The sequence below is a fragment of the Paenarthrobacter sp. NPDC090522 genome (genome assembly GCF_044769225.1).
In the GTDB taxonomy this organism is placed as follows: domain Bacteria; phylum Actinomycetota; class Actinomycetes; order Actinomycetales; family Micrococcaceae; genus Arthrobacter.
Map to the genome: position 1 here is coordinate 164,427 of NZ_JBIVXL010000009.1, position 26,279 is coordinate 190,705.

Annotated in this window: 28 protein-coding genes; 18 read left to right on the top strand and 10 right to left on the bottom strand. The window is 58.8% G+C overall.

The window, feature by feature from the left end:
• Positions 1-154: 154 nt before the first annotated feature.
• From ACIQT2_RS13745 to ACIQT2_RS13765, 5 genes are all read right to left on the bottom strand, one after another.
• The gene (locus ACIQT2_RS13745) at positions 155-730 is read right to left on the bottom strand and encodes a hypothetical protein (protein WP_402947258.1); all 576 of its coding nucleotides are present in this window, start codon (positions 728-730) and stop codon (positions 155-157) included.
• A gap of 2 nt (positions 731-732) precedes the next feature.
• Positions 733-2,502: a DEAD/DEAH box helicase family protein gene (locus ACIQT2_RS13750; RefSeq protein WP_402947261.1), complete on the bottom strand. Its 1,770-nt coding sequence runs from the start codon at positions 2,500-2,502 to the stop codon at positions 733-735.
• Positions 2,499-5,015, bottom strand: coding sequence for an ATP-binding protein (locus ACIQT2_RS13755; RefSeq protein ID WP_402947264.1), 2,517 nt, complete (start codon positions 5,013-5,015; stop codon positions 2,499-2,501). Before ACIQT2_RS13755 ends, ACIQT2_RS13750 begins: the two co-directional genes overlap by 4 nt.
• A 107-nt stretch (positions 5,016-5,122) precedes the next feature.
• Positions 5,123-6,076 (bottom strand): DNA cytosine methyltransferase, encoded by a 954-nt coding sequence (locus ACIQT2_RS13760; protein WP_402947266.1) that lies wholly within the window; start codon positions 6,074-6,076, stop codon positions 5,123-5,125.
• Between the two features lie 551 nt (positions 6,077-6,627).
• Complete coding sequence (locus tag ACIQT2_RS13765) at positions 6,628-7,200, bottom strand: hypothetical protein (protein WP_402947269.1); 573 nt, start codon at positions 7,198-7,200, stop codon at positions 6,628-6,630.
• A 148-nt stretch (positions 7,201-7,348) separates the two neighbouring features.
• Here ACIQT2_RS13765 and ACIQT2_RS13770 point away from each other — a divergent pair, with 148 nt between their 5' ends.
• The 4 genes from ACIQT2_RS13770 to ACIQT2_RS13785 all read left to right on the top strand — a co-directional run bounded on the left by ACIQT2_RS13770 (position 7,349) and on the right by ACIQT2_RS13785 (position 10,423).
• The gene (locus ACIQT2_RS13770; RefSeq protein ID WP_402947271.1) at positions 7,349-7,876 is read left to right on the top strand and encodes an RNA polymerase sigma factor; all 528 of its coding nucleotides are present in this window, start codon (positions 7,349-7,351) and stop codon (positions 7,874-7,876) included.
• Positions 7,873-8,925 carry a CU044_5270 family protein gene (locus ACIQT2_RS13775; protein WP_402947273.1) on the top strand — a complete coding sequence of 351 codons (1,053 nt, stop codon included), beginning with the start codon at positions 7,873-7,875 and terminating at the stop codon, positions 8,923-8,925. The genes ACIQT2_RS13770 and ACIQT2_RS13775 overlap by 4 nt, the downstream gene beginning before the upstream one ends.
• Before the next feature lie 106 nt (positions 8,926-9,031).
• Complete coding sequence (locus tag ACIQT2_RS13780) at positions 9,032-9,940, top strand: hypothetical protein (RefSeq protein ID WP_402947275.1); 909 nt, start codon at positions 9,032-9,034, stop codon at positions 9,938-9,940.
• A 69-nt stretch (positions 9,941-10,009) separates the two neighbouring features.
• Entirely contained in the window at positions 10,010-10,423 is a 414-nt protein-coding gene (locus ACIQT2_RS13785; protein WP_402947278.1) for a hypothetical protein, read from the top strand.
• Between the two features lie 724 nt (positions 10,424-11,147).
• On the opposite strand, the gene ACIQT2_RS13790 is transcribed toward ACIQT2_RS13785, so the two are convergent.
• Complete coding sequence (locus ACIQT2_RS13790) at positions 11,148-12,035, bottom strand: alpha/beta hydrolase (protein ID WP_402947280.1); 888 nt, start codon at positions 12,033-12,035, stop codon at positions 11,148-11,150.
• Positions 12,036-12,345: 310 nt separating this feature from the next.
• Between ACIQT2_RS13790 and ACIQT2_RS13795 the strand changes: the two genes are divergently transcribed.
• The 13 genes from ACIQT2_RS13795 to ACIQT2_RS13855 all read left to right on the top strand — a co-directional run bounded on the left by ACIQT2_RS13795 (position 12,346) and on the right by ACIQT2_RS13855 (position 21,442).
• Positions 12,346-12,684 (top strand): hypothetical protein, encoded by a 339-nt coding sequence (locus tag ACIQT2_RS13795; RefSeq protein WP_402947283.1) that lies wholly within the window; start codon positions 12,346-12,348, stop codon positions 12,682-12,684.
• 6 nt (positions 12,685-12,690) lie between these two features.
• A complete protein-coding gene (locus tag ACIQT2_RS13800) occupies positions 12,691-12,990 on the top strand; it encodes a pore-forming ESAT-6 family protein (protein WP_402947286.1) in 300 nt (99 codons plus the stop codon).
• A gap of 26 nt (positions 12,991-13,016) precedes the next feature.
• Entirely contained in the window at positions 13,017-13,577 is a 561-nt protein-coding gene (locus tag ACIQT2_RS13805; protein WP_402947288.1) for a DUF6507 family protein, read from the top strand.
• A complete protein-coding gene (locus tag ACIQT2_RS13810; RefSeq protein ID WP_402947291.1) occupies positions 13,578-15,869 on the top strand; it encodes a hypothetical protein in 2,292 nt (763 codons plus the stop codon).
• Between the two features lie 279 nt (positions 15,870-16,148).
• Positions 16,149-16,637, top strand: coding sequence for a hypothetical protein (locus ACIQT2_RS13815; RefSeq protein ID WP_402947293.1), 489 nt, complete (start codon positions 16,149-16,151; stop codon positions 16,635-16,637).
• A 6-nt stretch (positions 16,638-16,643) separates the two neighbouring features.
• Positions 16,644-17,378, top strand: coding sequence for a hypothetical protein (locus ACIQT2_RS13820; protein WP_402947296.1), 735 nt, complete (start codon positions 16,644-16,646; stop codon positions 17,376-17,378).
• Between the two features lie 10 nt (positions 17,379-17,388).
• A complete protein-coding gene (locus ACIQT2_RS13825) occupies positions 17,389-17,802 on the top strand; it encodes a TNT domain-containing protein (protein ID WP_402947299.1) in 414 nt (137 codons plus the stop codon).
• Positions 17,792-18,307, top strand: coding sequence for an Imm61 family immunity protein (locus tag ACIQT2_RS13830; RefSeq protein ID WP_402947302.1), 516 nt, complete (start codon positions 17,792-17,794; stop codon positions 18,305-18,307). Before ACIQT2_RS13825 ends, ACIQT2_RS13830 begins: the two co-directional genes overlap by 11 nt.
• A gap of 424 nt (positions 18,308-18,731) precedes the next feature.
• Positions 18,732-19,043, top strand: a complete 312-nt coding sequence (locus ACIQT2_RS13835; protein WP_402947488.1) for a hypothetical protein — start codon at positions 18,732-18,734, stop codon at positions 19,041-19,043.
• On the top strand, positions 18,953-19,351 hold the full coding sequence (locus tag ACIQT2_RS13840) for an ArsR/SmtB family transcription factor (protein ID WP_402947305.1): 399 nt from the start codon (positions 18,953-18,955) through the stop codon (positions 19,349-19,351). Before ACIQT2_RS13835 ends, ACIQT2_RS13840 begins: the two co-directional genes overlap by 91 nt.
• Entirely contained in the window at positions 19,348-19,755 is a 408-nt protein-coding gene (locus ACIQT2_RS13845) for an SRPBCC domain-containing protein (RefSeq protein ID WP_402947307.1), read from the top strand. Before ACIQT2_RS13840 ends, ACIQT2_RS13845 begins: the two co-directional genes overlap by 4 nt.
• 38 nt (positions 19,756-19,793) lie before the next feature.
• Positions 19,794-20,339, top strand: a complete 546-nt coding sequence (locus ACIQT2_RS13850) for a hypothetical protein (protein ID WP_402947310.1) — start codon at positions 19,794-19,796, stop codon at positions 20,337-20,339.
• 23 nt (positions 20,340-20,362) lie between these two features.
• Complete coding sequence (locus ACIQT2_RS13855) at positions 20,363-21,442, top strand: hypothetical protein (protein WP_402947312.1); 1,080 nt, start codon at positions 20,363-20,365, stop codon at positions 21,440-21,442.
• Here the strand turns inward: ACIQT2_RS13855 and ACIQT2_RS13860 are convergent.
• Genes ACIQT2_RS13860 through pnuC form a run of 3 tightly spaced genes read right to left on the bottom strand, consistent with a single transcriptional unit; the run spans position 21,439 to position 23,950 of the window.
• Positions 21,439-22,176: an NUDIX hydrolase gene (locus tag ACIQT2_RS13860; RefSeq protein ID WP_402947314.1), complete on the bottom strand. Its 738-nt coding sequence runs from the start codon at positions 22,174-22,176 to the stop codon at positions 21,439-21,441. The two genes, ACIQT2_RS13855 and ACIQT2_RS13860, sit on opposite strands and share 4 nt — an antisense overlap.
• Positions 22,173-23,288: an AAA family ATPase gene (locus ACIQT2_RS13865; RefSeq protein ID WP_402947316.1), complete on the bottom strand. Its 1,116-nt coding sequence runs from the start codon at positions 23,286-23,288 to the stop codon at positions 22,173-22,175. The genes ACIQT2_RS13860 and ACIQT2_RS13865 overlap by 4 nt, the downstream gene beginning before the upstream one ends.
• On the bottom strand, positions 23,285-23,950 hold the full coding sequence (pnuC, locus tag ACIQT2_RS13870; protein WP_402947318.1) for a nicotinamide riboside transporter PnuC: 666 nt from the start codon (positions 23,948-23,950) through the stop codon (positions 23,285-23,287). The genes ACIQT2_RS13865 and pnuC overlap by 4 nt, the downstream gene beginning before the upstream one ends.
• 335 nt (positions 23,951-24,285) lie before the next feature.
• Between pnuC and ACIQT2_RS13875 the strand changes: the two genes are divergently transcribed.
• On the top strand, positions 24,286-25,473 hold the full coding sequence (locus ACIQT2_RS13875) for a TerC family protein (protein ID WP_400336639.1): 1,188 nt from the start codon (positions 24,286-24,288) through the stop codon (positions 25,471-25,473).
• A 55-nt stretch (positions 25,474-25,528) separates the two neighbouring features.
• Here ACIQT2_RS13875 and ACIQT2_RS13880 read toward each other — a convergent pair whose 3' ends face one another.
• Positions 25,529-26,221 carry a hypothetical protein gene (locus ACIQT2_RS13880; protein WP_402947321.1) on the bottom strand — a complete coding sequence of 231 codons (693 nt, stop codon included), beginning with the start codon at positions 26,219-26,221 and terminating at the stop codon, positions 25,529-25,531.
• Positions 26,222-26,279: the final 58 nt, after the last annotated feature.

A 26,279-nucleotide genomic window follows, 5' to 3' on the forward strand; every position in this document is an offset into this window, starting at 1 on the left:
GCGAAGTTGGCGCAGACCACGCAGCAGCTAAGCCCCAAAGGTCTTCCAACACGAACGTATTGGAAGCAAACTCCACCGTAGCCGTTCTTATGCAACGTTGATTGGAGCACAGTCTCTGCTCATAGTCTGAGGCCGGAGTCCGATCGAGAGCATGTCAAGCAGGCAGACCCGCCTCTGCCAGTAACCTCTGCTTTGTACTGTTATCAATCGCTTTATCATTGCGTATGTTCCGGCGAATTAGTGAAGCAGCTCCCACATCGAGGTCCGGAATGGCTTCGTTGAGCTTATACGTTGGGCCAAGCGTACCGTCGAAGGCTTCCAGTTTGAATCCAAGATCTCTTAGGTCACGCGCCCTCCGCTCCGTGTGAATTGCATCACCGGTCAACATTCGCAATTCGTCAGACGGAATATCGAGGCCTGCCCGCGGAACCATGTACGCAAGGAGCAGCTCATGAACACGACCAAATCCCACGACCCTGAGGTACCTGTCTTCAACTTGGGGATAACTCATCCTCATGACGTGGGTCAAGGATCTAATCACTGCTTCCATGACCGAGCTGTCAGCGTACTTTTCTACGGCGTGAGCTTCGAAGGCCTTAGCTAGGGAACGTTTCGCCTCTAGATATCCGAGAACAAGTCTTCTGTCGGAAACGGCATCATCCTCTAGAAGTTCGAGTAATACACCGAGTGATTCTTTAGCCAGGCTTCGTTGACGACTCCAGGTTGTCATTCCTACCACCGTTCCGTCTCTGGAAGATTTTCAAGAGGAGGATACCTCATTATGCTGACATCCTCGCCAGCCTCTTCAAGTTCGGTGATGTCGCCCAACCATTCGTTCAAGAAACTTGCACCGTCGCTATCTATCTGATTAGCACGCAAGAAGCTAACTTTTGATGGCAAGTCAACACGAAGGGTTGTACCACGCTCTTCATTCCCGCCTCCCAAAGCCCTCTGCATCTCGAGGCCTGCAGCAAAACGACGAATATCAGAGACAAAATCTAGAACAACAACGCGCTTCTTTCCCGGCGAAATTCGTAACCCTCTTCCAAGCTGTTGAACGAAAATACGACGACTGTGTGTTACACGCTGAAACACTACAAGGTTTACGTCTGGGACATCGACTCCTTCATTGAGGACGTCAACGGCGCACAGGATTCCAATCTTTCCCGATGAAAAATCCCAGAGAATACGATTCCGCTCGATTGGGCCCATGACACGACCATCAGAGGATTTTGAATATATAGGACGAGCATTTGTGAAACCGAGAGCATTAATACGAGCCGCCATCTTTTCGGCATGTTCGATGGTTCCACAGAAAACAATCCCTCGACGTGTGCCATCCAGGGAATTCCACGCCTCCTGAGTTCGTTCTGTTACGGCATCATCCCATTGATTGATGAAGAGGGATCGATTAATCATTTTAGGACTAAAGCGATCACCATGTAACTTTCTCAGTGCTTCCCATCTGACATTATCAGTAAAAATCCTATAATCAACATTCACGAGGAACCCACTTTTGAGACCACGAATAAGATCTATGCTTACAACAGGCGAATCAAATCTATGATCGAGCCCACTTCCATCTGGACGCCATGGAGTCGCAGTCAATCCAAGCAAGAAAGGGCCGTCCGCTTTCCCAACACTAAGACTTTCCAACAGCTCTTCATAAGTATCAGCGCCGAGGTGATGGCACTCATCTACTACAACAACGTCGAATCTATGAAGTTCGATCCCACTCCTGGCTGCAGAAACTAATGTGTCGCGGCTTGCAAAAATTACTGAAAACTTCTCAAGTTCGCTCCAATCAGGGCGTTCCACGCCGTTTACCACGGTCGTCGCCTGTTCGGTGCGAAGGAATGGCCACATGGATCGCTCTAATTGGTACACCAGATCATTTGTATGCGCTAGAACCAGAACCCGGGCTCCATCTTGTAACGCCGCCAACCTTCGGACGGCTTCGCCGGCTACCACCGTTTTGCCAAGACCAGTGGCGAGCACCACAAGGGAAGAGGCAGATCGGCCATTACGCCATGCGTTTACGATGTTTCCAACTGCTTCTTCCTGGTAGTCGCGGAGTCTAAGCGCCGACTTTTTAGAAAGCCATGGTGGCTCAACTGGAAGCCTCGCCGCGCGCCGCGCCAGAGCATCTCGATCCCACAGCTGCAACTTGATACCCTCGGCGGCTAGGCGAACACGCTGCAGGTGCAGATCTGCTGTAAACCCAGACTTGCTAACGATCACGGGAACGTCAGCCTCGTATGTTCTCGCCGCTGCAATCGTGCGGTCGACCACACTCGCCCCAACTGGAGAATTCCACCGCTTCACCTGAAAAAGCCACCGCGTACCCCCCTTGCTCGCGAGAACGTCGGCGCCCCCATCGCCAGACGTTCCCACAACTGTCACATATTCAAAGCCCTCAGCGATCAGGAGTCGCGACACGACTCTTTCAAACGCCTGCCAGGACGCAGTTCCTATGACAAAATCGCTCAGAAAATGGCTCATAGTAGATGATTTTCCAAAAACTCCCTCGAAATGCCTGCGCGTGAAACGATAAGTGGGTCAGAGTAGCGGAACCGAAGGTAGGCGGCGCAGTCCTCGAGACAGCGAGAAAAGTTACCAACCAGTTGATCCCGGGCATTCTGCGCCGCAGTTTCGCCAACATCGGACGCTTCGGGAAGGCGGTCTAGCCACACGCTGCCGAACCAAGCGTCCGGTTTGCGGCGGAAAAACTTAGAGATAACTCCTGGGCTGCAGAAGCGGAGGTACCGCCCAGACATCTTCAAGTTCGTCAATTCATCCAGCTTTCCAGCACTTATTAAGCGGTCCGCTAACTCGCGTTGATCAAATTGATCCAAATCATCATAATAATCAACCGCATCAGAGTTGGATTCAAGGCGATCCGTAATACGTTCGAATAGGGTCTGAATCTCATCCGTAACCCTTGCCGCCCCGTGAGATAGTTGCTCGCCCCAGATATCCATAAGTACTTGACTGGCTATATTGCCAACAGAATGAGCAGGTTTCCCGGACAAATCTGTTCGAACATTATATAGATACTGCGCAACTTCGACGGCGATTATTTCCTCAACATTTACACCGAGTTGAGAGAAGATCAAGTGCGAACTATCGAGAAAGACTTCGATTTTTCCCATGCTTCTAACAGTTATGCTTGGAATCGCGGGCCCGTCGAAAACTGGTTTCAAGGACCCGGCCCTATAGACAGAAACATCCAAAGGCTCAGTTCTCCGAAGGTCGGCCAAAACAAACGAACGGCCGACAAAAGAGAGTTCAGGAATCAAGTCACCTTTACGCCTCAAAACTTCAATAGCAACGGGGTTTTCGGTTCCTCGCAGGGAATCACATTTCCCACACTTATCACTCGAAACATCGTTTTGCTGTGAGCAAACTTCACATTTCCAAGGTTCATTGACTTCAGGGATCTGAGAATTTCCGCATTCTGGACATAAGGTAGCGGAGCGTGGGAGAATCGCATCACAAGAAATGCAGGGTTTTGACCGCAAAATTCGTCCACAGTCCCCGCAAACTTCATCGTCTGGTGAATTTTGAAACCCACATTCTACGCACTCTTCCATCGCGAGCAGGGGCGGTACGCTTGCGGATTCTACAAGGTCCCACCAGCGGGCATCATCAACGTACCCTGATTCACGCGCAAGGAACTTCCGATAGAAATCTGCTTCAATCTCGCGGCTTACACGAACAGCCTTTCGCGCTGCTTCATCATAACGTCCCATGTACATATCGGCACGTCCGTAATTACGAACTTTTCGATATCCTTGAAATAACTTGGAGACGGGCGATTCATTTCGAATGCCAGCTGGCCAGTTGCTCGGTAACAAAGAACCACCGCGCAGGAATCGAACGGCACGTTGCCACTCTTCACTGCTCCGTTGGAAATCTTGCTTCTGAAAGTCAACTGGGATGTGGTCAAGGTGAATCTCACCGACTATTCGTCCGGTCTGCTGGTCTGTTGGATACTCCTTGATTGCCTCACCGAGCTCATCTACATGGTTAAAGAAAGCATCCTTCTCACCCACACGGATGACTCGACCATTTCTCACGAGGTCGATTCCGAACTTGTTATTGTCATCAAACCTCTGGATCCCTACCCAGCCGCGGATGCGTTCCTCTACCGTCCGAAACTCAGACCCTCCGCACTCTAGACATTCAGTCGATTGACCCTCTAAAAGCGAACCATCGGTTAGGCACCTTCGCTGTGACGCGACAACGGAATCGATGTCGAGTCTTGCTGGAATAAGTCCCCACCCTTGCCGCTCCACGGATCGCTCTTGGGACCAGACACAATGTTCGAATCCCTCTACTAGGTCCTGGTTGAGAGTAACCCGTGCTCCGCCGCCTTCACGCAGCAAGCTTGCGTAGCGTCTTCCAATCTGTGAGCTCAGTGTGCCCTTGGGAATTGATGCAAGTTGGGCTACGAATCCAGCGTTGGGATGGCCTTCCGGCCACCACGACGAAACTTCAACAATGGTCCCGTGATCAAATCCCCGAGGCTTGTCAATCTCCTGCACCGGAACTTCAAATTTGCGGTTCTTAACTAGTGTGGGAAGATCAATAACGACTTTCAAGGCAAAGTTGTCTTCACGTCGAGCAGTTGTAACAGTTGTTATTTGGCCCATCTTGCCTGTGGCAATATTGAAGCCCATACCAAAAAGGCCTAAGGTGTCGAAGCGATTCTTTCCACTGAATCCAGCTCTGAGTGTATTCGCAAGTCCTCTTCTATCTAGACCGGCACCGTTATCAATGACTCGGATAATTCCCTCACCACGTTTGACATGGGTCGTGCCCGGTACCGATATCTCTAACAACGGATGGCGTACACGATGACCCGCAATTTCGGCGGCACGAAAAGCATCTATTCCATTGTCGATGAGCTCACATAAAGCATCAAGGGGTTTCAGTGGTGTATGAGTAAGTGCAAGAAGAACTTTCGTATCAGGCGTGATATCCAGTACTTCATCATCCGCTACTTCATTCAATTTGTTGGTCCCCCAATTGTTCTAGGATAGCCGAATCAGCGCAATTCAAGAGCATGGCACTTCCTTGAACTTGCAGGTATACGTGATGACTCTATTTGGCGATTAGTCTAACCGGACAATCTTGCTCGGTTTATAGCCACGGCAAGCATTTCACCGATGGCCGCGGCTACCGGCGGAGGGAATGCGTTACCGACCTGCCTGTAGGCTGCCGTCTTGCGGCCCTGAATCTTCCATTCGCCCGGGAAGCCCTGGATCGCCGCCGCCATGGGGACAGTGAGCCTGGGCATGCCCTCGTAATTCTTGCCTGGTGGCGCATCTGCGACGCCCTTGCCGTCCACGCCGAGCTTCCGCCAGGAATCCTTTGCTCGCGTCGGTCCCAGGTCTGCTCCACCGTGTTTCTTAGAGCCACCAACCAGGGCCGGCGCAACTTGGTCAGCGGACTCCGCCCACGCGCGAGCACCTTTCCAACCGTCGGACTCCATAAATGGCAAAAGAGCTTGGCCAACCGTGCGCTGTGCTTTCGTCTTGCTCGGCCATTGGAATTCTTCTGCTATTTCGGGTCGCGCCATGACGAGGATCGCCCGCTGGCGAGCCTGTGGCACACCAAAGTCTGCTGCATTTAGAAGCCTCCAGCCCGAATTGACATAGCCAAGTGCTTCGAACTTCTCGACGACTTCGCGACGGTAGGATTCAAATTTTCGTGACATTAGGCCACGCACATTCTCGATCATGATTGCCGACGGTGTTAGTTCTTCTGCCAATCGAGCCATCTCTGGGAAGAGGTCCCGTTCATCCTCTGCTCCGAGTTGCTTCCCTGCGAGACTGAACGGTGGGCACGGAACGCCCCCGGCAAGCAAGTCGACACCTCTCAGCTGCTCGCCTGGCTGCCAACCCCGAAGGTCCATCTCCATAACGTTCCACTCAGGGCGATTGAACCTCAAAGTTTCGCAGGCATGCTTGTCAAGTTCCACACAGGCAAGGTGGTCAAACCCAGCTTGCTCCAACCCAAGCGCCTGTCCCCCTGCTCCTGCGCAGACTTCTACCGATGTAAGTTTTACCACTGCCGCTCCTGATCGCTCCCTTCAATTGTCGCTGATTGGGAGACTAACCTCTGCCAACGACATTCTGAACGGAGTCGCCCCACCCCGAGGCGACCCAGTGCGCGCGTCCTGGCATGGTTGGACTGGCCAAATCGCGCGATCGCGATCAGCGGAAGCATCAACCGTAGCGAGGACTCAGCTAGCGGCTGTGCATGAGAACGCAAGTCCCTCCTCGGGGAAGTTCCCATCATGTGAGGCTTGCCGATCCAGTCGCCAAACCCATGAGGTCAACCATCGACATTCAATGCCACAAGACATCCATAACGGGGCAGCAGATGCCCTGCCGAACAACTTCCATCGCCCATACCAAAAAGACATCTCCCCCGTCAGGCAGAACGTAGTTGTTCGCATAACCAACCACGGGGCCACGAAAGGTATCGCCGGAGCTGACTACAGACGAGCCGCCTAAGTGAGATCCACATCCGTGAACGCGGGCGGCAAACGGTGGATTAGATCCAGCCCCACTTCATGACAAAGTTTCATGTCTTCGAAATGGTGGCGTCCTGTCATCATTACCACGAATGTAGCGATTCTTGCCGAACTTTAACGCGTTGAAACTCGCGGACCTGAAGCTGAAACTCCATTGTGCTGTGTGACTCCCGAGGACTGACTCGGTAGTCGTAGCCAAGCCTTTTTATCCGCTTCAGTTCCGAATCTCGAAGGAGTTCTTCTCTTACGTCCGCGGTCGTCTCTATTGGACCGCCCTCAAGCGAAGCCAGTGCCAGCGCTGCACGCCGGACGACTTCGGCCTTGAGCAGTGCGCCGCGGCCAGTGTGCGACGGTTTACGGTTGTTGACGGCTTCCGCCCAACCGGCGCTGCCCTCAACCGCTTCGAAGGAGGCCAATAGTTCTTGCACGCCATCCCTGTTCGGATCCCCGCCCTGCGCACGACGCATCACCCTATATGCAGTAACGACGTTCACAACACTCGTGTAATGCGATCCAGTAGAGAAGATCGAATCAATGATGCACAGCGCGAGACTGTCCGGATAGCCATCTGCCTCAATCCATTGAGACTCGTCGTCAGAGATTGAGCGGCATACGTCAGTTAGTTTTGCAGCGGTTTCGCTGATTTCCGTCGTCATGGACGGACTCTAACAAAGGCATGTGACTTTCCGGGTTTGCGACAAGTTTTGATCCCCTGTGGCTCCGCATTTGGCGATGAGCGCGAGATTTGGGCGCAAAATCCCGCGCCACCGTTGCAAACCCACCCCCTGCGCACACTAACTAGGTATGAGCCTAAGAAAGTCCGCCATAGAAGACCGTTCGACGGCGCGGCACAAGCGCTTCCTCGACCTTCATACTGCCGGACACGACCGCATCTACAGATACTTCCGCCGACGAACGGCCAACGCAGCGACGTCGGAGGATCTATGCGCCGAAGTTTTCAGGATTGCGTGGGAAAAGTCTGTTGACAAAGACGACCTCAACGTCATGTTCCTCTTTGGCGTCGCTAGGAACGTGTTGCGGAATCATGCCCGTTCAGCGAATCGCTCAGACGATCTGCTCTTGATCCTCGCGAACGAACGGTACGACACCCATTCCCCACTCGACTCACCTGTACTCGAGGCGTTGCATGAACTGAATCCAGAAGATCAGGAAGTCTTGCGTCTGACCTATTGGGATGGCTTGGCGTCAAAGGAGATCGCCCAGTTTCTCAGCATTAGTTCAGCAGCAGTCAGAATGCGGCTCCACAGAGCTCGCAAATCATTCGAAGTGGCACTAACCGTGGTGCAGAAGGAAGAAGGAGCAAATGCATGAAATCCAAGAACACACACCACCTGATCCAAGAACTTCTAGTCGCCGGCGACCCTGCAGCACAAATCTCCGACGACGACCTTCACGGCAGTCGGGTTCGATCCTTGGCCACGGCAACCGAGCAAGGCAGCCCAGTTCCTACCGCGCCCGCATCGATTCTTGACCGGAGCACTCGGCCCAAGCCGATCGTTCGCCGGACTGTCCTTATCACTGCCGTTGCAGCCGTACTGGCCGGCGCCCTCGTAGCCACTGACGCCATCAACTTCCTGTGGAGCCCTCCTGCCACGGCCGAAGCATCCGAAGCACTCAACGCTGCCGCCCTGAGAACTTTCACTATTTCCGATCCCAAGCCACTGCCTCGTCAGTATCTCCAGGTCGACACGAAAGCCGTCTATTTGGATCAAGGTGACGGAGGTTCGGGTCGGCTCTACTGGCTTGAGACTCAGAACCGCCAGCTCTACGTACCCGAGGATCGGAACGATCAGTGGATCATGAGCTCCGAGCCCACCCGATTGCTCACCTTCTTTGGCAACGACACGGAAGCCGCCATCCGAGAACTCGAAGCCGGAACCCCGAAATCGCGCACGGAGCACGGCCTAGTCCAAAGAGTGGGCGCTACATGGTTCGACGACGAACTTGCTGCCCTCCCCCGCGACCCCGGCGAGCTATTGGATGTCATCCGTAGCAAATCCGAAGAGCGCGCTGATTCTTCCGATAACCAAGCCTTCATCTGGATCTCGGACCACCTACGCAGTGGAACTATGCCGGCCGACCTGCGTGCCGCGCTCTACCGCGCAGCCGCTCTCATTCCAGGCGTCACGCTCGTCGATAACCAAACCAATCTGAACGGAAGGACGGGAACCGCCATCGGACGTATCGACGAACGCACCAACAGCCGCCACGAGATCATCATCGACCCCGTGACCGGCCAATTCATCGGCGAACGGGTAGTCACCCTGAACGGCTTCGGAGACGTCCCACCCGGCACCGCAATCGCGTGGTCGGCGATCACGACGTCGGTGGCCAGCAGCGCGCCAACCCCGGAGCGCTGATTAGGAGTCGGCCAAAGAAAACACGCTCGTTCGTCGCACGCCGACTATCCTGCGACTAAGTGGTTTCATCATTAAATTGTCGCGGGGTCCGTTTAGCATGAAGGTCGTGGGAGCCCGGATCCACAAACGAACGGAATTCGAATCAGGGGGAATTGTGCCCGTCTTTCTTGAAGAGCTGGCTTTGAGCGTTGCGAGATGCGAGGAACTGTCGGCGGCAAACGACCCGCAGCACGGCCACGAGCACCCGTGTCACAAAATTGTTCGATCACAGGATTCGCACGCAGGCCCCTTTCAGGTTCCGGAGGCGTGGGCAGGCAATCTCGCGAGAGCGCAAGTGGTCTTCCTGTCTTCCAACCCAGCCATAAGTGCCGGAAACCCCGATGCAAAATGGCTGTCAAAGAGGTTCGCAGAGAAGTACCCCACGACCGAATGGCCTGACACCGAGATTGCCGACTTCATGATCAATCGGTTCAGTCCGGAACATGTATGGGTCAGTGACGGACGCCACCGGAAAGTCGACGAATCACAGGAGATGGGCGGGCCTCTCTGGGGCTCCAAGGAACCATATTGGCGGTGGATCGAAAAGCAGACGAATGCACTTCTTGGAAATGACATTCCTTGGTACGAACGTTCAGTCATGACCGAGGTAGTCCATTGCAAATCCGCCAACGAACAAGGTGTGCCGGAAGCCGCTCAGCTTTGCTCCTCTAAGCACATGGAACGGATTTTGGAGGCTACACCCGCCGGGCTCGTCGTCGTTGTTGGGGGCAAAGCTGCCGCAGCGCTTCGTTCTGCCTATCCAACAGCATTTCTCGACAAGCCCATGTTCGGAAAACGAGGGTCGAGTGACTCACCCGATCCCAAGCAAAACATTTTCGAACTCGAGATCGGCGGGCACTCAAGGCTTGTTTGCTTCATCAAACATCCAAGCGCATTCGGCGGTTCAGCCCATCTCACGTCAACGTACACAGAGGTCTTTCATCTGCTCCAAGAGGCCGCGAGCAGATCGACCTGACGCTGGTTCTCCGAGAGAAGCATTGCGAAACAAAAACTCCATTAATTAGTTGAAGCTTACACTTCCTTGGTGCTCGCAACCGTGAGCGAAATGGGGGCGATGGCGCACGCGCTATCGGTATTGAAATGGGGAAGATTGAAGAAATCCGTCTTGGCGTTGGCTTTGTCATGCCTGGCACTGGCTGGCTGTGCGGGAACACCTGCAGCCGCCCCGACCGTCACGGAGACTGTGACCACCACAGTCACGGCGACTGCAACGGTAACGGCAGCACCAGCGCCGGCTCCGGAGGTTACGCCCGCCGCAGCGATACCAACTCCAGCGGCTGCCGCGACCGGGATCATCCCAGCAAACGTTGCCGGGATGAATGCTCAGGCCCTGGACGATGATTTGGAAGCTCTCGGCTTCAAAAACATCATCTACAACGCCGATACGGGCAAAAACCGTTCTTCTGCTGAGCAACTGGACGGTGACCGGCATCGATAACCCAGGCGTAGAACAGGCAACGAGCAAAGCAGTCGTAGTTCACGTAACCAAGTAACAGGTTCTGCGGTTAGGGCATTGTGGCCCACGACACAACCCACTGCCTGCCGAACAATAGAACCGAGAAAGGTGTGGGATCCGCCCTAGGCGGGACCCACGCCTTTTCTTTCACCGCCCATCCCAAGGCCGCGGCATGCGATAGCCCCCAACCTACCCCGTTGACGAAACATGCGGCCCTCCCCGCCCCAGCTCGGTGGCGATCAGCGAGAAGTCGGGCCCCCAGCGTCGCTATAGACGATGAACAAGCACCCAACGACGCGACCCGCCACCTCCTCGGCCTCGGCCACCGCCGCATCGGGCTCCTGGCCGGCGACTCGGGCTCCATCTACGTCGCCCGGCCACGCCCGCGTGGTTACCTCCGCACTCGCGACCTCGGCCCAAGACCTTGCCCCACAAACTCATCGAACGCGGCTCCACCGCATAACCCAAGACCCAACTCGCCGCAGCCGGCCAGAACCAGCCGCGTGCCGCCGTCGTGCGTTAAGTGAAACCCACGACGGCTACGACGGTCACCGCTCGCAATCACCCAGCCAAACGTCTTCGTTGGGCAGGTTTGGAGTTGTGCCGTGCCGCAATCTTTATCCGACACGTACTGTTACCTGCACCTGTTCTCCGTCTGCCAGCCTTACCGGACCTGTCGTCACAGCTGGCCATTCCAGGAGGAGCATCACGAAGACAGGTATTGGGATGTGGGCGGTGTTGTAGGTCGCCCCAGACACCACGAAGCCATCAACTCGATGGCACTTTTGAAATCGTCGAGGCGCGGCTGATTCAGGAAGGCGTGACAGGATCCATGCAGAATGTGGTGTTCGACGTCGACCCGGGCGCCTCGGAGTTCGGCCGCGAACTGGTCGCCTGAAGCGCGCATGACGTCATTGTCTGCATTGATCATGAGGCTGGACGGGAACCCGGAGAGATCATGCCCTCCTGGGAAAGCCAAACGGTCTCTCAGCGCCACTTCAGATCCTGCGTAGTTTCGGTTCAGCGCATTCAGAACCCATCGGGAGTGCGTTAGCCGGCGATGACCGCGCACTCGCCGTTGAATCTCAGGCGCCCAAGGGTGCACGGCATGGAAGAATCCGTAGGCGAAAATGGCCCCTCTAAGGTCCAGGTCCATCCCGACGGCCCGGAACGCCGTAGAGGCAGCCAAGCAGGCTCCGGCGCTTGCTCCACCGAGGATCAACCCTCCGTCTGTCTGTCTGCCGACATGTCGAAGCGCGGTCAGAAGGTCTTCCATGGGTAGCGGGAAGCGTGCTCTTGACCGGGTTCGTCCCCTGAAGGCCCAATTCAGTCCAGGGGGAGGTGCGAGGCGGTAGTCGACCGTGACCACGGTAATCCCTCTATCAGAGAGAGCCCGGGCAACATCGTGCGCTTCAGGCTGGTCGATTCCGCCAGCGAAGAAGCCTCCACCGTGCGCCCAGACAAGTGTGGGAGCTGGCACACGAGCTTGGCTGGACATTGGTCGGTACCAGCGAAGCCGAACGGGTCCGTCCGGTCCTGTGGCCACCGATTCAAGAATCCCTGACTCTCTTTTCTCATTGAACGACATCGTCATGAAACCGACCCTAACCGTAAGCGGCAGCCCGCGATCCGAGGTGCCTTGCCTGCCTTTCCGTGACGCATGCCGCTGTTTCGAGGGCAAGGCCTGTCGCGGTGGTCGCAAACGACCACCTAGATGATTTTTCGCAGCACCTAATTTTGGGTATTTACCACCTAATTTCCCTCGTTTGGGTCTAGGGAGAGCCTTTTTCGCCACCTAGAGGCGTTTTTGTGTGTTCACAATGTCCCCGGTCCCGAGGCCATTTCCGGTCGCGGGCACCCACTGATTTGTGGGTTGGTTTCGAGGGCTATTGGGGGCCTTTTGTATGGCTGTTTTTGATCTGGGCGCGCAGACGCTCACCACGCTTGTTCGGCAGTCCGATGCTTCGCACCAGGACCTCGGTGCCCTGGTGCGCCGGTTCGTGGAGGCCGTGACCCCGTTGGAGGGGAAGTTCAGCGGCGCGGGCAAGGCCGCGTTCGATTCCTTCAAGAACCGCTCCGACCTGGTCGCCTCGGAGTTGAACACCGCGCTCGGTGCGATCGTGCAAGGCCAGTCCGGGATGGACACCGCCTTCACCCAAGGCGACATCGCCGCCTCCGATACGGCCCGCCGCTCGGAGGGGTCCGCGAACTTCGACGCCGCACGCTTCCAGGGAAGGGCCTAACCCATCATGAGCCGCATTGCCTACGACACGAACGTCTCCGCCCAGGTCCAGTCCGACATCCAAGCCCTGGCTGCGCAGTTGGAGAACCTCATCACCGCCCGGCAGCAAGACGTGAACCACGCCATGGCCGACTTCCGCGCCGACGGCGTCGACGCCGAATACCAGGCAGTGGAGAACCGGTGGACCTCCGCCGCCTCCGAAGTCCGGTCCATCGTCGCCCTGGTCCGCTCCACCCTCGCCCAAACCGACGACACCGCCACCACCGCGGTGGGTGCTGCACGGAACGCCGTGCAAGGCATCGACTAAACCCCCGTTCCTTGGCGGTTTCTGGGATGGCTGTGTGGGATATTGACGTGCCCGGCACCCACGGGGTGCTGGCCGCGGCATCGAAGGCCGTGACGGGGTTGCAGACCCCGGTCAAGAGCCTCGGTGCCGCGCTGGAGGGGGTCGCTGGTGCGGTTCCCTCGACGGTGGTGGTGCAGGTGTTGGGCGGGTTCGCCGAGGACGGGCTGGGCCCTGACCTCACCGGGGCTGTGCTCTCCGCGGGCGCGGCCTTGTCCGGGACGACGGAGGCGGTGGGGCATTACGTGGCCGGAGACCAGGCCATGGCCACCATCGCGGGAAAGAGCGCCCTGATCGCCGCCGGGACCGGCCCGGCCCTGGGCACCGGCCTGGCGGCCGCGCAAGGCATCGAACCAGGCACCGACCCTGCTAGTGCCGGTGTCGGGTGGCCGTTCCGCGACGCCGACACCCAGCACTCGTCGGGTGGTTCGGCGGGGGCGGGTCGCTGTTCCCCGGGCCGGGCCGCGTCAGCGAACCCGGCACCGGCGGTGGTCCGCGGTGGAAGCTGCCATGAGCTGCGACGCCTCCTTTGGCTTGACGGGAGTTTGTGAATGAGTGGGGATTTCACGCAGGTGTGTGTCCCGTCCGGTGGTGGTGGGTCGGGGATCAACCTGGAGGCGTTGCCGCCGTTGCCGGATCCTGAGGTGTTGGACGCCCAGGTCCAGTCGATGATCGTTGCCGGGGTCGGGTTCCATCACGGGGTGCAGGACGCGGCCCGGAACTGGGCCGGTCTCCGGGCCTTCTACCGGACCCCGGAAGCCGAACAAGTGTTCGGCGCGTTTACCCCGGCCCTGGCCAAAGCAGCGCGGGTGAAGGACCTGACCGGTGCCGCGGCCCGGGCCCTGTACGCGTACGCGGACCGGGCGAGGGACTTCAAGCGCCGCATCACCGGGCTGCGGGCTGAGGTGCAGGCGTTGGATGCGGTGATCCTGGCCAACGATGACTGGCATTCGAAGGCGCAGATCGTGGACACCCATCAGCGGCTCGTGTCTTCCGCGTCCGGGTTGGCCCAGCAGATCCTGGACTCGGACACCCAATGCGCCAACGAACTCTCCGCCCTGGCGCACGGGCCCGGCTACACCTCGGTGGAGGTGCCGCGGCGGAGCGTGTTCGCCTCCACGGACCAGGTCGCGAACGGGTTCAGTTGGCTGCAGCACCAGCTGGGTACCGACGCGGCGGTCCCTGACCTGCCGTGGGGGCCGGCGGTATCGATCAGGCACGAGGGCCGCCTGTCCGCGGTGCAGGGTTTCGGGACCGCCGCCGTCGGCGCGGTCCAGGGCCTGTACACGCTGTTCGGAACGAAAGACAAAACCCAGCAAGCCCAGACCTGGCAAGGTATCGGGGCGTTGGGTGCTGCGGTGTTCCGATCCAAAGCCGTGATCGACCGGGGCTTCACGGACATGGACGACGGCGACATCGAAGCGCTCCTGACCGCCGCCGCCGCGATCCGGGAAACCGTGCACACCGACGAATGGGCCACCGATTACTGGCGCGCCGGCGGACAAACCACCTTCGACCTCGCCACCGCAGCCACAGGAGGAGCCGGTGGCGGCCTCACCCTCGAAGCCCGCATCACGGCCCTCACCAATCGGCTCCGTGGCCTACCCACCACAATCACCAAAACAACGACGATCACCGAAGCCAGTGCCGGTGCCGGTGCCGGTGCGGCGGGAACGGCCGTGCCGGAGGAAGCCGCTGCCACGCTCGGGAACACGGCCACTAAATCCAGCGCCGTGCTCGGGTCCGCAACGGCCGCCGAGTGGGCGAAGAACCTCGACGCCGGTATCGCACGCGTCCAGGAATTCCTGACCACCGCAGGTAGAACCATCAAGGACTACAACAACCCCGCACCAGCCACCGCAGGCGTCCCCACAGGAACGACCACACCAGGGGCTGCCTCTGCCGGTACTGGTCGGCCTGGTCCGGCCACCCGCTGGCTCAACGAACACCACACCAACCCCACACCCGACCCAACCCCCGCGACCCGGACACCGTCCCAAGGCCGCTGGACCGACGACATCGACAACCAGGCCAGGAACACCCCCGCCCCCGAAACCAGGCCCAACCCCGACCCCATCGACAGAGCCCGCCTGAACCAACGCTTCAACCCTGCGCCGCCCGACACGGCCGACGTCCCGCACACCCACCCGGAACCACCCGGCGGCTCACACACCGGGCCAGACACATCCGATGCCCCGGAAACCCCTGAATCGCCCGCACCAGCAGCAGAACACGCCCCACCGACCGCCTCTCCAGCAAAGCCGTCCGGCCCACCCGGCACCTACGACCAACGCCTCGGCGACCACACCCTCCCCGGCCGCCACCCCGACCTCCAACCCACCATCGGCGACACCGACGGCGGCCCCGGCACCTGGCAAGAACCACCTGGACGAAGCCCTAACGGTGCGCCGGACCAGACGTTCGCAACCGGGGTCACAGCCACCGGCCCCAAAGGCAACGCTTTGGAATACGTCACGGACTACATCACCGCCGCCGGCGAAAAGAAATCGATCGCCTTCGACGGCCACCTGTGGCGAGGACGCCCACCCATCCAGATCTTCCAAGAAATCAAAGGCAACTATGATCTCGTATACCGTGGGCTCTTTGAGGGGTTTCATGGCAAAGCCGCAATTCAGAAGGCGATCAATAAATGGGCTGATCAGACATTGATCAAGCAGATCGAAGCCTTGGAAGGTCGAGCTCCAGGGAGTCGACTGGAGTGGATCTTCACGCACAACCGCGAACTTAGCGAAATGATGGAGGACGCAGTCGATGCCTACCTCGAATCGCACCCCGACTGTACTGTCTCCATCGACGTCAAATTCATTCCCCTGGAGCGGTGATGATAAATTCCCCTATTACGATCGGATCTTTCAATGATTGCCTCGGAACTGTTTGACCCCGCACTGCGGGCAATAAGCCTTCGATTGATATTGGGGGGTCGAGACGCTAGCCCCGAGCAAATAGCTGTCAGGGTCATGTCTACAGTGGAACTCCTGGAGACTATGGACTCTCGCCCTATCGAATGGGCGCACGCCAATGCGTCGCGTCAGCGAACACACGACGACACGCTGCCTCGAAGTCTTCAGGATCTCTCACTCAGCGTAGAGGATGGGGCTCGCGTGGACGACGCAGGCAGGTTCCACCCAAGTTTCGGCTACTTCGTTTCTTTGTTCGGATTTTTAGCAGAATCCAAGCGAGAAGTATTTCCCTTTCACATTTCCGTCACCGACGGATGCCCTGGCCCCCATTCCGGCGACTCGTTCAAACTGGGCTTCGATGAAGCTGATGTGGCCGGGTGTTCGGCGATCGTCGACGGATTCTGCGCGCTCGTTGACATCTGGGAACCCGTCCGCGGCGCGGTCTCTGGGCTCGCGCTGGCAAAGCTGCACCGCAATGACCCGATCCTTTACCCACCAATCGGTGTACTCACCTACTTCGCCAACAGCAGCGGCTATAACCTCCCTGAAAGCCCGCTCGTAGACCTGCGGGTGCTGCAGCACGGCACAGTCGCAGTGCTCAAGGAATGGACCCTTGAGGCCAGCCTGGAGTATAAGAAGTCATTCGCCGCAGTCAACGAGGGTATACCCAACCGACGCTTAGGGAGCTGACGCCTCGTGGATGAACCAATATGGGACGAGCTGTTCGATGCGAATCTCGATGACATTGATCTCCGATTCCATCTCGGGGGGAGATCCGCAACACCAGTCGAGATTGCGCGGCGGATACTGTCGTCCGTGGATGTCCTGGAACAGTTGGATACGCGCTCTCTGGAATGGGTTGACGTTCTATATCCAGGACGGAGCCGGGCTGCTGATGATTCACTCCCTCGGTCCTTTGAAGACGTAGTCGCGAGAGTACAAGACGGCGCCCGCAAGGATGATGCGGGCAACTTCTACCCGAGCTGGGGTTACTACCTCTCGGTGCTCGGCTTCCTTGCAGGGTCGGACAGAAGCCTCTGCCCATTCAGCTTCTCTGTCTCTGACGGAGAGGACCAACCCGGGTCGAGGAACTCGTTCGAATTGGAGTTGAATGAAGCCCTGGTTTCCGGACGAGAAGCAATAACCGAATGCGTCGCATCCCTTGTCGACATCTGGAGTCCCATCCGTGGGGGAGTTTTTGGATACGAAGTAACAAAGCTGAGCGAACTCCACCCACTCTGGTATCCGCCGGTGGGAGTTTTGACGTACATGGCTAACGGCTCCGGATACACTCTTCCGCCAAGCCCCCTCGTGGACCTACGTCCACTTCAAAACGGAACACTCGCGGTCCTTAAGGATTGGACGCTCGACGCAGTCCTCGACTATCAAAGCGAATTCAGGGCAGTCAATACAGGAGCCGAGAAGGGCTGAGATAGAAGTCATGACTGAGCAGAAAACAGGGCGATGGAATCGGTATCTTCCGAATGACGGCGGCGTAGAGGGCAGCCATTGGAGCACACAAGACCTTGCTGTCTTCCTGGGTCACTACGGAAACACTGTCGATCGGGTAGGAAACGAGGACGGCTCGTACCTCTGCGCGCTGAAAAATGGCGAGCCAACGAGCTTTGAAGATCGCTCGCTTCCAGTCGATGCACTGAAGCTTCCGTACGCGCGTTATCGCGTAGCGGAACAGTGGCCCGATGGGCTTGAGGGGTCGACAGTTCAGGCTGCACTGGTGGCGCCTTGGTTCGGCCGGGCCGGTGGGTCAATCCAAGTTTTGTTCTTAGATGGGCAAGGCAGGCTAATCACCACAGAAGAGCTACTGAAGACGGGTGTACTTTCCTATGATCGATGAGTTTGACGCCATGATTGAGCGGCTGCACCCTGTGGTCAACTCGGCGAGATACGGCATAACCGGCTACGAAGATGGTGTGTGGTGTATTTACAGTCTCGGCGGAGAGATCAGGCTCTACCTGGAGCGCAAGGGTAAGTGGATCACGCTGACAGAAGTGGAGCGTGCTTGGCACGAACGTCCAGTGTTTGCAGCCGCCCACCAGGATGACATTCAACGTGTACTACTTTTTCGCTTTATGAATCGGTACAGACGTGTTCAGTTGCAGAGCAACTACCTGAGCCCAACAACTACCCCGATCAATGCGAGCAAGGTGGCCTTCGGGTACAGCCTCAAACTTGGTGATGACGGCGTTTGGCAATTGGAAAAATCGGGTTCGCCTGACACATGGCGCGGCAATCTAACTGTCCTGGTTGAGTTTTCCCACTACGCAGACATGGACTCCCACGATCTGTGGGAGTGGCTCTACGCGCCAGAGGGCGGGATATTCCAAGAGATCCTTGCCTGATTGCCAATCCCGCATTTCCCACCATCACGTGGTTTGCTCGAAGCCACGGTAAACGTGACGGTCCTGCACTTGGAACACACAGGCTTCAATCTGGACACACCGATGTATCGCCCGAAGAACATGGCAGTCACCGCGCCATTGCCGGTGGAGAATCGTGGTTATGGGTGGATCAATGTTTGCACCAGGATCTGGCAAGCCTGAACAGCTCGTTCGGCAGCAACAGCGGCGCGCTGCCGCCGACGAGTTTGGAGAATACGCCGCAAGCCTCGGGAGGAGCACTACTCAGCAGTCGGCCATCTCAGGTCCCAACAAGACCAAACACGGTAGGCAAGTCGTCACAAGCTGGGCATCAGCTCCTACTAACTCGTCCACGGCCTCGCAAGTAGAAGACCTGATCACTCTCAAACCCAGTACATCCGAACCAATGACTGCAGCCAACTTGATAGACGCCCTGGCTGCAGAGATGGCCAACTTCGGCTTCCGTCATCTGGTCGCCCTCACTGGGTCCGACTTCCTGCGCCGGCTTCAGAATCAATGCGCCAGCCCGATCTCTGTTCGCCTCAATCGATCCCAAACCAACGCGTGGCTCCTACAGACACCTGAGATTTCGGGGATTACGGCGGGTTTCGAGGACCGCGTTGTGATGTGGGTAGGTACCGCTGTGGCCCCGCTCCCGACGACGATACTCACCGCAGACTTCGGGCGCCAGATCCGCTCACTCGGACAGCCCGTGTAACTGATGGAGACGTCGGCGCCCTCGCGAACCCCTCGAGGCGCACCATCCTCGACAGCCTCCTCGGCGGCCCCTTGTCGGCGGGCGAACTGACGGGACGCTTGGCACTCAGCCGTTCGTCGGCGTCGGAACATCTGACCGTCCTCAAGGACGCCGGACTGATCCGCGAAGAGCGGCAAGGCCGCCACAGGATCTACCACTTGCAAGCTGCGGGCCTGCAGGAAGTCAGCGGCTGGCTGCAGCACTACGAGCACTATTGGAACCAGCGGCTCGACGCCCTGGGCGAACTACTGGATAAGGAAAACCCGTGACCGAAAACGCCATCCGCCTGGAGCGCACCTTCGTCCACTCCCCCGAAGCCGTATGGGCTGCCCTGACAACGCCCGAGCTCCTCGCCAAATGGTGGGCACCAGGCGATATCGCACCCGTAGTCGGCCACCGATTCACCATGGACATGGACCGCTGGGGCCCGCAGCAGTGCGAGGTCACCGCCGTCGAACCCGGCACGTCAATCACGTTCGTCTTCGCAGAAGGCGTCCTGGACACCACCATCACGTGGTCGCTCGAAGCCACGGAAAGCGGCACCATCCTGCATTTCGAACACGCGGGCTTCAACCTTGACTCCCCGATGGGCCGCACGGCTATCGAAGGCATGGGCAACGGCTGGCCAAGCCTGATCGCGCGCATCGACCAGGTGCTGGTCAGCGTCGACTAGACGCGACTACCCGGCGAGCGCCGTGCAAGGATGAAGTGATGGACACTTCTTCCGAGCTCCTGGCAATCGCAATCGGCAAGGTTATCGGCGGTGGCCGGGGTGTCCCCTACGAAGCGGTTTCGCTCTGCCAGATCAATGGCCGCGTTGAGCAGTACTCCATCGCCGTAAGTCCGGCCGCCTTCACGTGGTCGGCCACCAGAATGCCCGACGGCGGTACGGACAGTTTCGATCCCAACACCCTGACGATTCGGGCTGCTGATGGTCACGACAGGGTCCTGACATTGGACCGCGTGCCGCGCTTGTTCCCTGAGTCCGTGCAGTTGGCTTTCCCGCTCTCGCTGCCGATTTGGGGCCGGCATATGGATCAGTATCATCCCGTAGCGGCCGAGGATCGTGGCACCTACACCACGCTGCTGCTCCGCCACCGGGAGGATCCCAGGATCTTCGGCTCCTTCACGTTCGAAACCAGGAGCGGGGTCGGGACCAGTCTGGTGCTACCAACGTATGCCCTCAAGCTGGAGCGCGAGCCGGAACCCGAACCGGGTGAGCACGACTTCGGATTTGTGGCAGGCCACAAATCGTAGACCACGACTGATTTGGGGGAAGCATGGAACTGGATGTTGCGTCGTTGTTGGCCGGACCACGCGGTCGGCGCCTGTGCCTTGAACTCGCGATGGCGGCTGACGAAGAAATCCGCGTCGCTGTCTTCTACCTGGACTACGACCTTGATCCCCGTGCGGGCAGCTCGCGTTACATGATGTCCTCGTTCGCATCATCCGGCGAGTCTCCGCCTCCACCACCCAAGCCGACGGTTGCCGAACTGGGCGCGCTGATATCCCGGCTGGATCTGGGCCGCATCGATGACGCCCTCGCACAGAAGGCCTTGCTTCAGGCGGTGGACACAGCCCGGTACTGGCAAGAGCCGGACGGCGAAGACATCTTGGCGGACATTCCATCAATCACCGCATCGCTGGCCCACGTAGCGGAAGCTCTCGTGGACGCCTCAAGCACAATTTGGTGGTCCCGGCCGCTACAAGTGGGGCAGTTTGCCGTGGACTGGCGAACGTCCGAGGACCCGGCGCCCATCCCCCGCCATCCCCAACAAACTCTCAATGCATGGGGGCGAAACGAACGGGCCATGGAGCTGCGCGCCCAGAAGGAGCGCCCACGTAACCCCCGGGTCAATTGGAGTGGAGACTGGTGGTCGCTACCCCTCACGCTCGTCCACACCTTCAGTCGTGTTCCGGAGGGACTCGACCTCATTGAGGACTCCCTGGGCTGGGGGCAGGCCACCATCATCCCCGTCTCCGGAACCGGCCGAATTCTCGAGGTCGAAGTCGCCGAGGATTGGGTCACCCTCTGCCGGGATTTCCCCTTGGAGGTCACAGCCTCCCGCCAGCATGACTGGTACCGCACCACGGGCCGTGATGGTCGTTGGGTGATCCCCGACTGGGAGCAGGTGGCAACCCGTTGGGATGCTGTGCACCTGCCAGTCGCCGGGTACCTTCGATTGGCGGGCCGTGCATTGGAGGTTGACCCTGGCCAGGGAACAGCCAGCGTGATCGGCGGCTGGAACCCGGACGCCACCGTGTGGCTCACCGATAGGGTCAGGGAAACCGAAGAGCCTCGTCAGCACTGGCACCGCGAAAACAACTGGGACGAGTGGACACTTTTCGGAAGTGCCTAGCCGACGTCGGCTGGCCGAGCCAGCGGGGGGTGAAGGTGTTTGTCCGTCGCGTTGAACAACGCAGCGGGGGCGCCACCAGAGGCCGCTCGTACCTTCTGACCGGTGTCGTGCAGTTGCGGGACCATTTTGCGCGTGAAGTTGCCGGCTGGCAGGGAAGTGTTCCACACGGCGTCGTAAACGGTACGGAGCTGGGTCACCGTGAACGACTCCGGCAGGAGCCGTGCCGCAATCAGCGTGTACTCCATCTTGCCGCTGAGGCGGTCCAGCCCTTCGCGCATGATGGCTGCGTGATCGAACGCGAGATCACCCTTGAGTGTCTCGTGAACCGGCGACCACTCAGCACCCGCCGCATCAGACCCAGCAGCGAGTGGAGGCAGGGTTAGTCCGTCGGTGGCGAGCAGTACCAGATGGGCTATCGACACGATCCGCATGCGGGGATCCCTGTCAGGCGAACTGTAGGTAGCGAGCTGCTCCACGTGCGCCTCCGGTGAACGCAACGTCATGCCTGTTTCCTCGGCGAGCTCACGCCACGCAGCATGCAGGGCGTCCTCGTCAGGATGAAGGAAGCCGCCCGGCAACGCGAGGGAGCCCTTGAATGGATGTTCACCGCGTCGAACCAACGCAACGTTCAGAACACCCTGCGCGACGGCCAACACAACCAGGTCCACAGTGACAGCGGTAGCGGGATAGTCCTCGGGCCGGTAGGACGCCAAGAATTTCTTTTCGCTGTTCAAGCGGGGGCTCCTGTCAGGACGGTTCGTTTGGCCCACGGCGGTGAAATGAATGTGGACCGTTGCTCCAGTATGAGGTCGATGATGGTGGTAGCCGTAGCCATCCTGCGTTCGTGACTGCCCGTCACCAATACCCAGGAGTGCCCCGCTGCGGTCAGTGCCTCCTTGAACCACTCCGTCGTGTCTGCCCGGATGTGCTCACCGTCGCGGATTCCGTCATCTTCGAAGTCGACACCCTCGTGATCGGTCAGCAGGTAGATGTCACGCGAAGGGAGGTTCGCGGCCGCCTCGGCAGCGCCGAAGCTGTCCGTGCCCATGTAGCGGCGCTCCCACAGTACGGTCGCCAGCGAGTCGGTATCGGCGATAACCAGAGGACACTGGGTTGCCGCGGCGTTCTCCAGTTCATTCTGTCGCTTCGCAATGAGGTCGAAATCCTCGGTGGTCCACACCAGGTCATCAACGCCCGCGCCGGGATTGAGGCTCCGGAGTTCGTCGAGCTTCTCGTAGGTGCGCAGGCGCCCGTACTCGGGGACATCCGCGATTGTTGGGTACCGGCTTCGGTAGTGATCCATCAGCGCCCGCGTCAACGTAGTGGTGCCCGTGGACTCTGCCCCGACTACGATGATCCGCGTAGCCAAACCCTGCCGGGCAGGTTCAATGATGTGCGGCCAGGCCGCGTTGAGGTCATCCCTGCAGAGAGTGCCACTGACGGGAAACTCGCTCCGGTCAGGGTCCACCAGGACGTGCTGCGCATTGAAGGCATCTGCCAGTTGGTACCCGTACATCTCCGAAGTGAAAACGGCGTCAACTTTCGCAACCCCGGCGTTCTGCAAAACTGAGCGCATTACTTCGACGTGGGCCTTCCAGATCTCGTCCGAGCCGTAATCCACGGGGCAGTCATCAAGCTGGGCAAGGATTCGCACGTTCGCGTGAGTCTCGAATTCGGCGGAAAGCCATTGAGCTCGGTCAGCCATGGTTATTGATTCGAAACGAGTGCCCAGGACGATGACATAAACGTTGTCCGACTCAGCCGCTGCCGCCTCGATGAGGTGCCGATGCCCGGCGTGTGGAGGGTAGAACTTTCCAATGACAAGTCCGGTGCCGTAGAGGCTCATACCAGCGCTCCTTCGTTCGGTGCAGCTTCCGTGCTCTGCAGCCGGCGCGCACGGTTCCAGTCCACCAGGCCGTAAATGCAGAGCGCCAGGAAGCCAATGTAGAGAATGCCGGTGAGCGCCAGCCCCTTCACGAAGTACAGCGGTATCGAGACGATGTCCACGATGATCCAGACGTACCACTGCTGCATGATCTTCTTGGCCTGGCCGTAGGTGGCCACCAGGGATGCGGCAAGGATGAACGCGTCGGGCCACGGAACAGTGGAATTGGTTTCGACGGCGAGCATCCATCCCACCAGCGCCGTGGCAACCGCCGTGATTCCTACTCCCCACGCGATTTCTCTGCGGCTCGCATCGCGGATGGGAAGGTCGTCTTTCGCTGCAGTGCTCCGGTTTCCGCGGATCCAGTTGAACCAGCCGTAGGCCCCGACCACGCCGAAGATGACCTGCAGCGCTGTATCGCCGTAGAGACCAGCTCCCAGGAACAAGATCATGAACGCGATGTTGTTCACGATGCCAACCGGCCAGCTCCACAGTTTCTGCCGGGCAACCCCGTAGACGCAAGCTGCGCCAGTAACGAATCCAATGACTTCGATCCAGCTCACGGGGCTGCCGAGAAGGTTCGGAACAGCCGGTGAGTTCATCCAGTCGAGCAGGGCATCCATGGCCCCTCCAATCATTATTATCAAGTTGATAATAACAAGAGTACACCATGACCGCCGGAAGCCGGGAGGCCGCGCGATATCTCGACCATGTGATGTGCGCAACAGAGGAAACCCGGCAATCTCGGAACCGGGATCACAACCAGGATCGTTGGAAGCTACGTAGGACACCCTGACGTTTCACCCGCACAACTTCCCGGAGGCAGCCACCCCAGCCACTCGCCGTCGTACTTCCCCACAAGGCCATGAACCAACGCCAGGCGGCCCAACCCGGTAGGTTTATGGCAAGAGTTTTTGACCCTCGCTGAGTTACACGCCCCTCACGAAAGCAGGATCACATGACCGTCTCTCCCCTCATTTGGGGCATCACGATCGTCGTTATTTTGGCGCTTCTCGCCTTCGACTATTTCTTCCACATTCGCAAAGCCCACGTTCCATCGCTGAAGGAAGCAGCAATTTGGTCGTCCATTTATGTGGGCCTGGCTGTTGTCTTCGGCATTCTGGTTTTGGTCTTCGGCGGAGCCCAAATGGGGTCCGAATACTTCGCCGGATACATCACGGAAAAAGCCCTGTCCGTCGACAACCTTTTCGTCTTCCTGATCATCATGGCCAGCTTCCGGGTGCCGCGCGAGGACCAGCAGAAGGTGCTGCTGTTCGGCATCGTCTTCTCGCTGATCGCCCGGACCGGCTTCATCTTCCTGGGCGCCGCGCTGATCAACTCGTTCGCGTGGGTGTTCTACCTGTTCGGCCTGATCCTCCTGCTGACCGCCGGCAACCTCCTCAAGCCCGGCGACCACGGTGACGATCAGGCGAACAACTTCATCATCCGGCTCGCCAAGAGGCTCTTCCACACCACCGATAAGTACGACGGCGACAAGCTCTTCACGGTGGTCAACGGCAAGCGTGCGCTAACCCCTATGCTCCTGGTGATGGTGGCGATCGGCGGCACGGACATCCTCTTCGCGCTCGACTCCATTCCGGCGATCTTCGGCCTGACACAAAACGTGTTCATCGTGTTCACGGCCACGGCGTTCTCGCTCATGGGCCTGCGGCAGCTGTACTTCCTGATCGACGGGCTGCTGGACCGGCTCATCTACCTGTCCTACGGTCTTGCCGCGATCCTCGCGTTCATCGGCGTGAAACTGATCCTGCACGCGCTGCACGAGAACAACCTGCCGTTCATCAACGGCGGCGAGCACGTCAACGTCCTTGAGATTTCCACGGGCCTCTCGCTGAGCGTGATCTGCGGAACCCTGGTTGTCACCGTTCTCCTGTCCCTGCTCAGCCCAGCCGGCAAGGCCCAGACCGCCATCAACAACGCGCGCCGCCACGCCGTCGATTACCTCGACCTCGACTACACCGCCGACGCCGCCGAACGCGAGCGCATCTACCGGGCGCTGACCGCGGAGGAAGCACAGATTGTGCAGATGCCGCTGAAGTACCGGAACAAGGCCAAGGATGTGGAGACCATCCGCGAGCAAGTGAAGGAAGCCCACCGGCAGCATGAGGAGTTCCTCAAGCGGTAACCGCTTGTGCTGGAGATGAAAACGGGACCCTGGCTTCGGCCAGGGTCCCGTTGTGCTATGGCTTGATCTGCGCGGCCAGCCCGTCACCAGTTGCGCTGCTTGCCTCGACTGATGTGCGGTACATGAGCCCTCTACGCTCGCTGTCCCGGACGAAACCGAGGCGCTGCAAGACCTCCACCTGCGATTCAGCCGTGGTGCACACCAAGGCCGCCGAGGCGGCGCCCGTGTCTGGAACCAGGCTGCGCAGGGCGTTTTCAAGGTCGTCGGCGGGGAGCTTCGGATCGTGGATCAAGGCGTACAGCATCCAAACCTCCCTGGCCCCCTTCCATTCTTTCCATACGCGAAGACTTGGGAGAACGCCTCGCGCTCGGTGGAACCTGCGCGATGGCAGGATGGCCATGATCAAAGCCAGGAAGACCGCCTCGAATGCCATGAACACCCAAAACCGTTGTGCTGCTGGGACAGCGGTGTTCACCAGAATCGCGAGTGTGAGGCCCGCTGCCACAACAAGCGTGAACCTTACCCTGAACATCCTTCGGAAGTCGCTGGCCGTCCCGGCAATGACCGTGACCGGACCGCGGCGGAGAACCAGGCCAGCGAGCGAGGCGACCCACACCACGTAGGCCATGGATCCAACGGTGCTTGTCCGCTCCCTGGGTGTGCGGTCACCGAGTGATGCGTAGACCTTCGCGGCTTTCCTTGCCTGACCCGGACCAACTTTGACCCATTCATCCCCTGTTGATGCCACGACCGTGCCCGTCCTTGCCATTACTTCGAAAGTTGTTGGTGTGCCGAGGCTGCGACAA

What these genes read in the sequence shown, in the direction of transcription:
- ACIQT2_RS13810 (WP_402947291.1), top strand. Translation starts at nt 13,578, where the DNA reads ATGAGTGGGGATTTCACGCAGGTGTGTGTCCCGTCCGGTGGTGGTGGG.
- ACIQT2_RS13745 (WP_402947258.1), bottom strand. Translation starts at nt 730, where the DNA reads ATGACAACCTGGAGTCGTCAACGAAGCCTGGCTAAAGAATCACTCGGT.
- ACIQT2_RS13875 (WP_400336639.1), top strand. Translation starts at nt 24,286, where the DNA reads ATGACCGTCTCTCCCCTCATTTGGGGCATCACGATCGTCGTTATTTTG.
- ACIQT2_RS13775 (WP_402947273.1), top strand. Translation starts at nt 7,873, where the DNA reads ATGAAATCCAAGAACACACACCACCTGATCCAAGAACTTCTAGTCGCC.
- pnuC (WP_402947318.1), bottom strand. Translation starts at nt 23,950, where the DNA reads ATGGATGCCCTGCTCGACTGGATGAACTCACCGGCTGTTCCGAACCTT.
- ACIQT2_RS13800 (WP_402947286.1), top strand. Translation starts at nt 12,691, where the DNA reads ATGAGCCGCATTGCCTACGACACGAACGTCTCCGCCCAGGTCCAGTCC.
- ACIQT2_RS13825 (WP_402947299.1), top strand. Translation starts at nt 17,389, where the DNA reads ATGACTGAGCAGAAAACAGGGCGATGGAATCGGTATCTTCCGAATGAC.
- ACIQT2_RS13850 (WP_402947310.1), top strand. Translation starts at nt 19,794, where the DNA reads ATGGACACTTCTTCCGAGCTCCTGGCAATCGCAATCGGCAAGGTTATC.
- ACIQT2_RS13770 (WP_402947271.1), top strand. Translation starts at nt 7,349, where the DNA reads ATGAGCCTAAGAAAGTCCGCCATAGAAGACCGTTCGACGGCGCGGCAC.
- ACIQT2_RS13750 (WP_402947261.1), bottom strand. Translation starts at nt 2,502, where the DNA reads ATGAGCCATTTTCTGAGCGATTTTGTCATAGGAACTGCGTCCTGGCAG.
- ACIQT2_RS13830 (WP_402947302.1), top strand. Translation starts at nt 17,792, where the DNA reads ATGATCGATGAGTTTGACGCCATGATTGAGCGGCTGCACCCTGTGGTC.
- ACIQT2_RS13805 (WP_402947288.1), top strand. Translation starts at nt 13,017, where the DNA reads ATGGCTGTGTGGGATATTGACGTGCCCGGCACCCACGGGGTGCTGGCC.
- ACIQT2_RS13835 (WP_402947488.1), top strand. Translation starts at nt 18,732, where the DNA reads ATGACTGCAGCCAACTTGATAGACGCCCTGGCTGCAGAGATGGCCAAC.
- ACIQT2_RS13855 (WP_402947312.1), top strand. Translation starts at nt 20,363, where the DNA reads ATGGAACTGGATGTTGCGTCGTTGTTGGCCGGACCACGCGGTCGGCGC.
- ACIQT2_RS13790 (WP_402947280.1), bottom strand. Translation starts at nt 12,035, where the DNA reads ATGACGATGTCGTTCAATGAGAAAAGAGAGTCAGGGATTCTTGAATCG.
- ACIQT2_RS13865 (WP_402947316.1), bottom strand. Translation starts at nt 23,288, where the DNA reads ATGAGCCTCTACGGCACCGGACTTGTCATTGGAAAGTTCTACCCTCCA.
- ACIQT2_RS13765 (WP_402947269.1), bottom strand. Translation starts at nt 7,200, where the DNA reads ATGACGACGGAAATCAGCGAAACCGCTGCAAAACTAACTGACGTATGC.
- ACIQT2_RS13795 (WP_402947283.1), top strand. Translation starts at nt 12,346, where the DNA reads ATGGCTGTTTTTGATCTGGGCGCGCAGACGCTCACCACGCTTGTTCGG.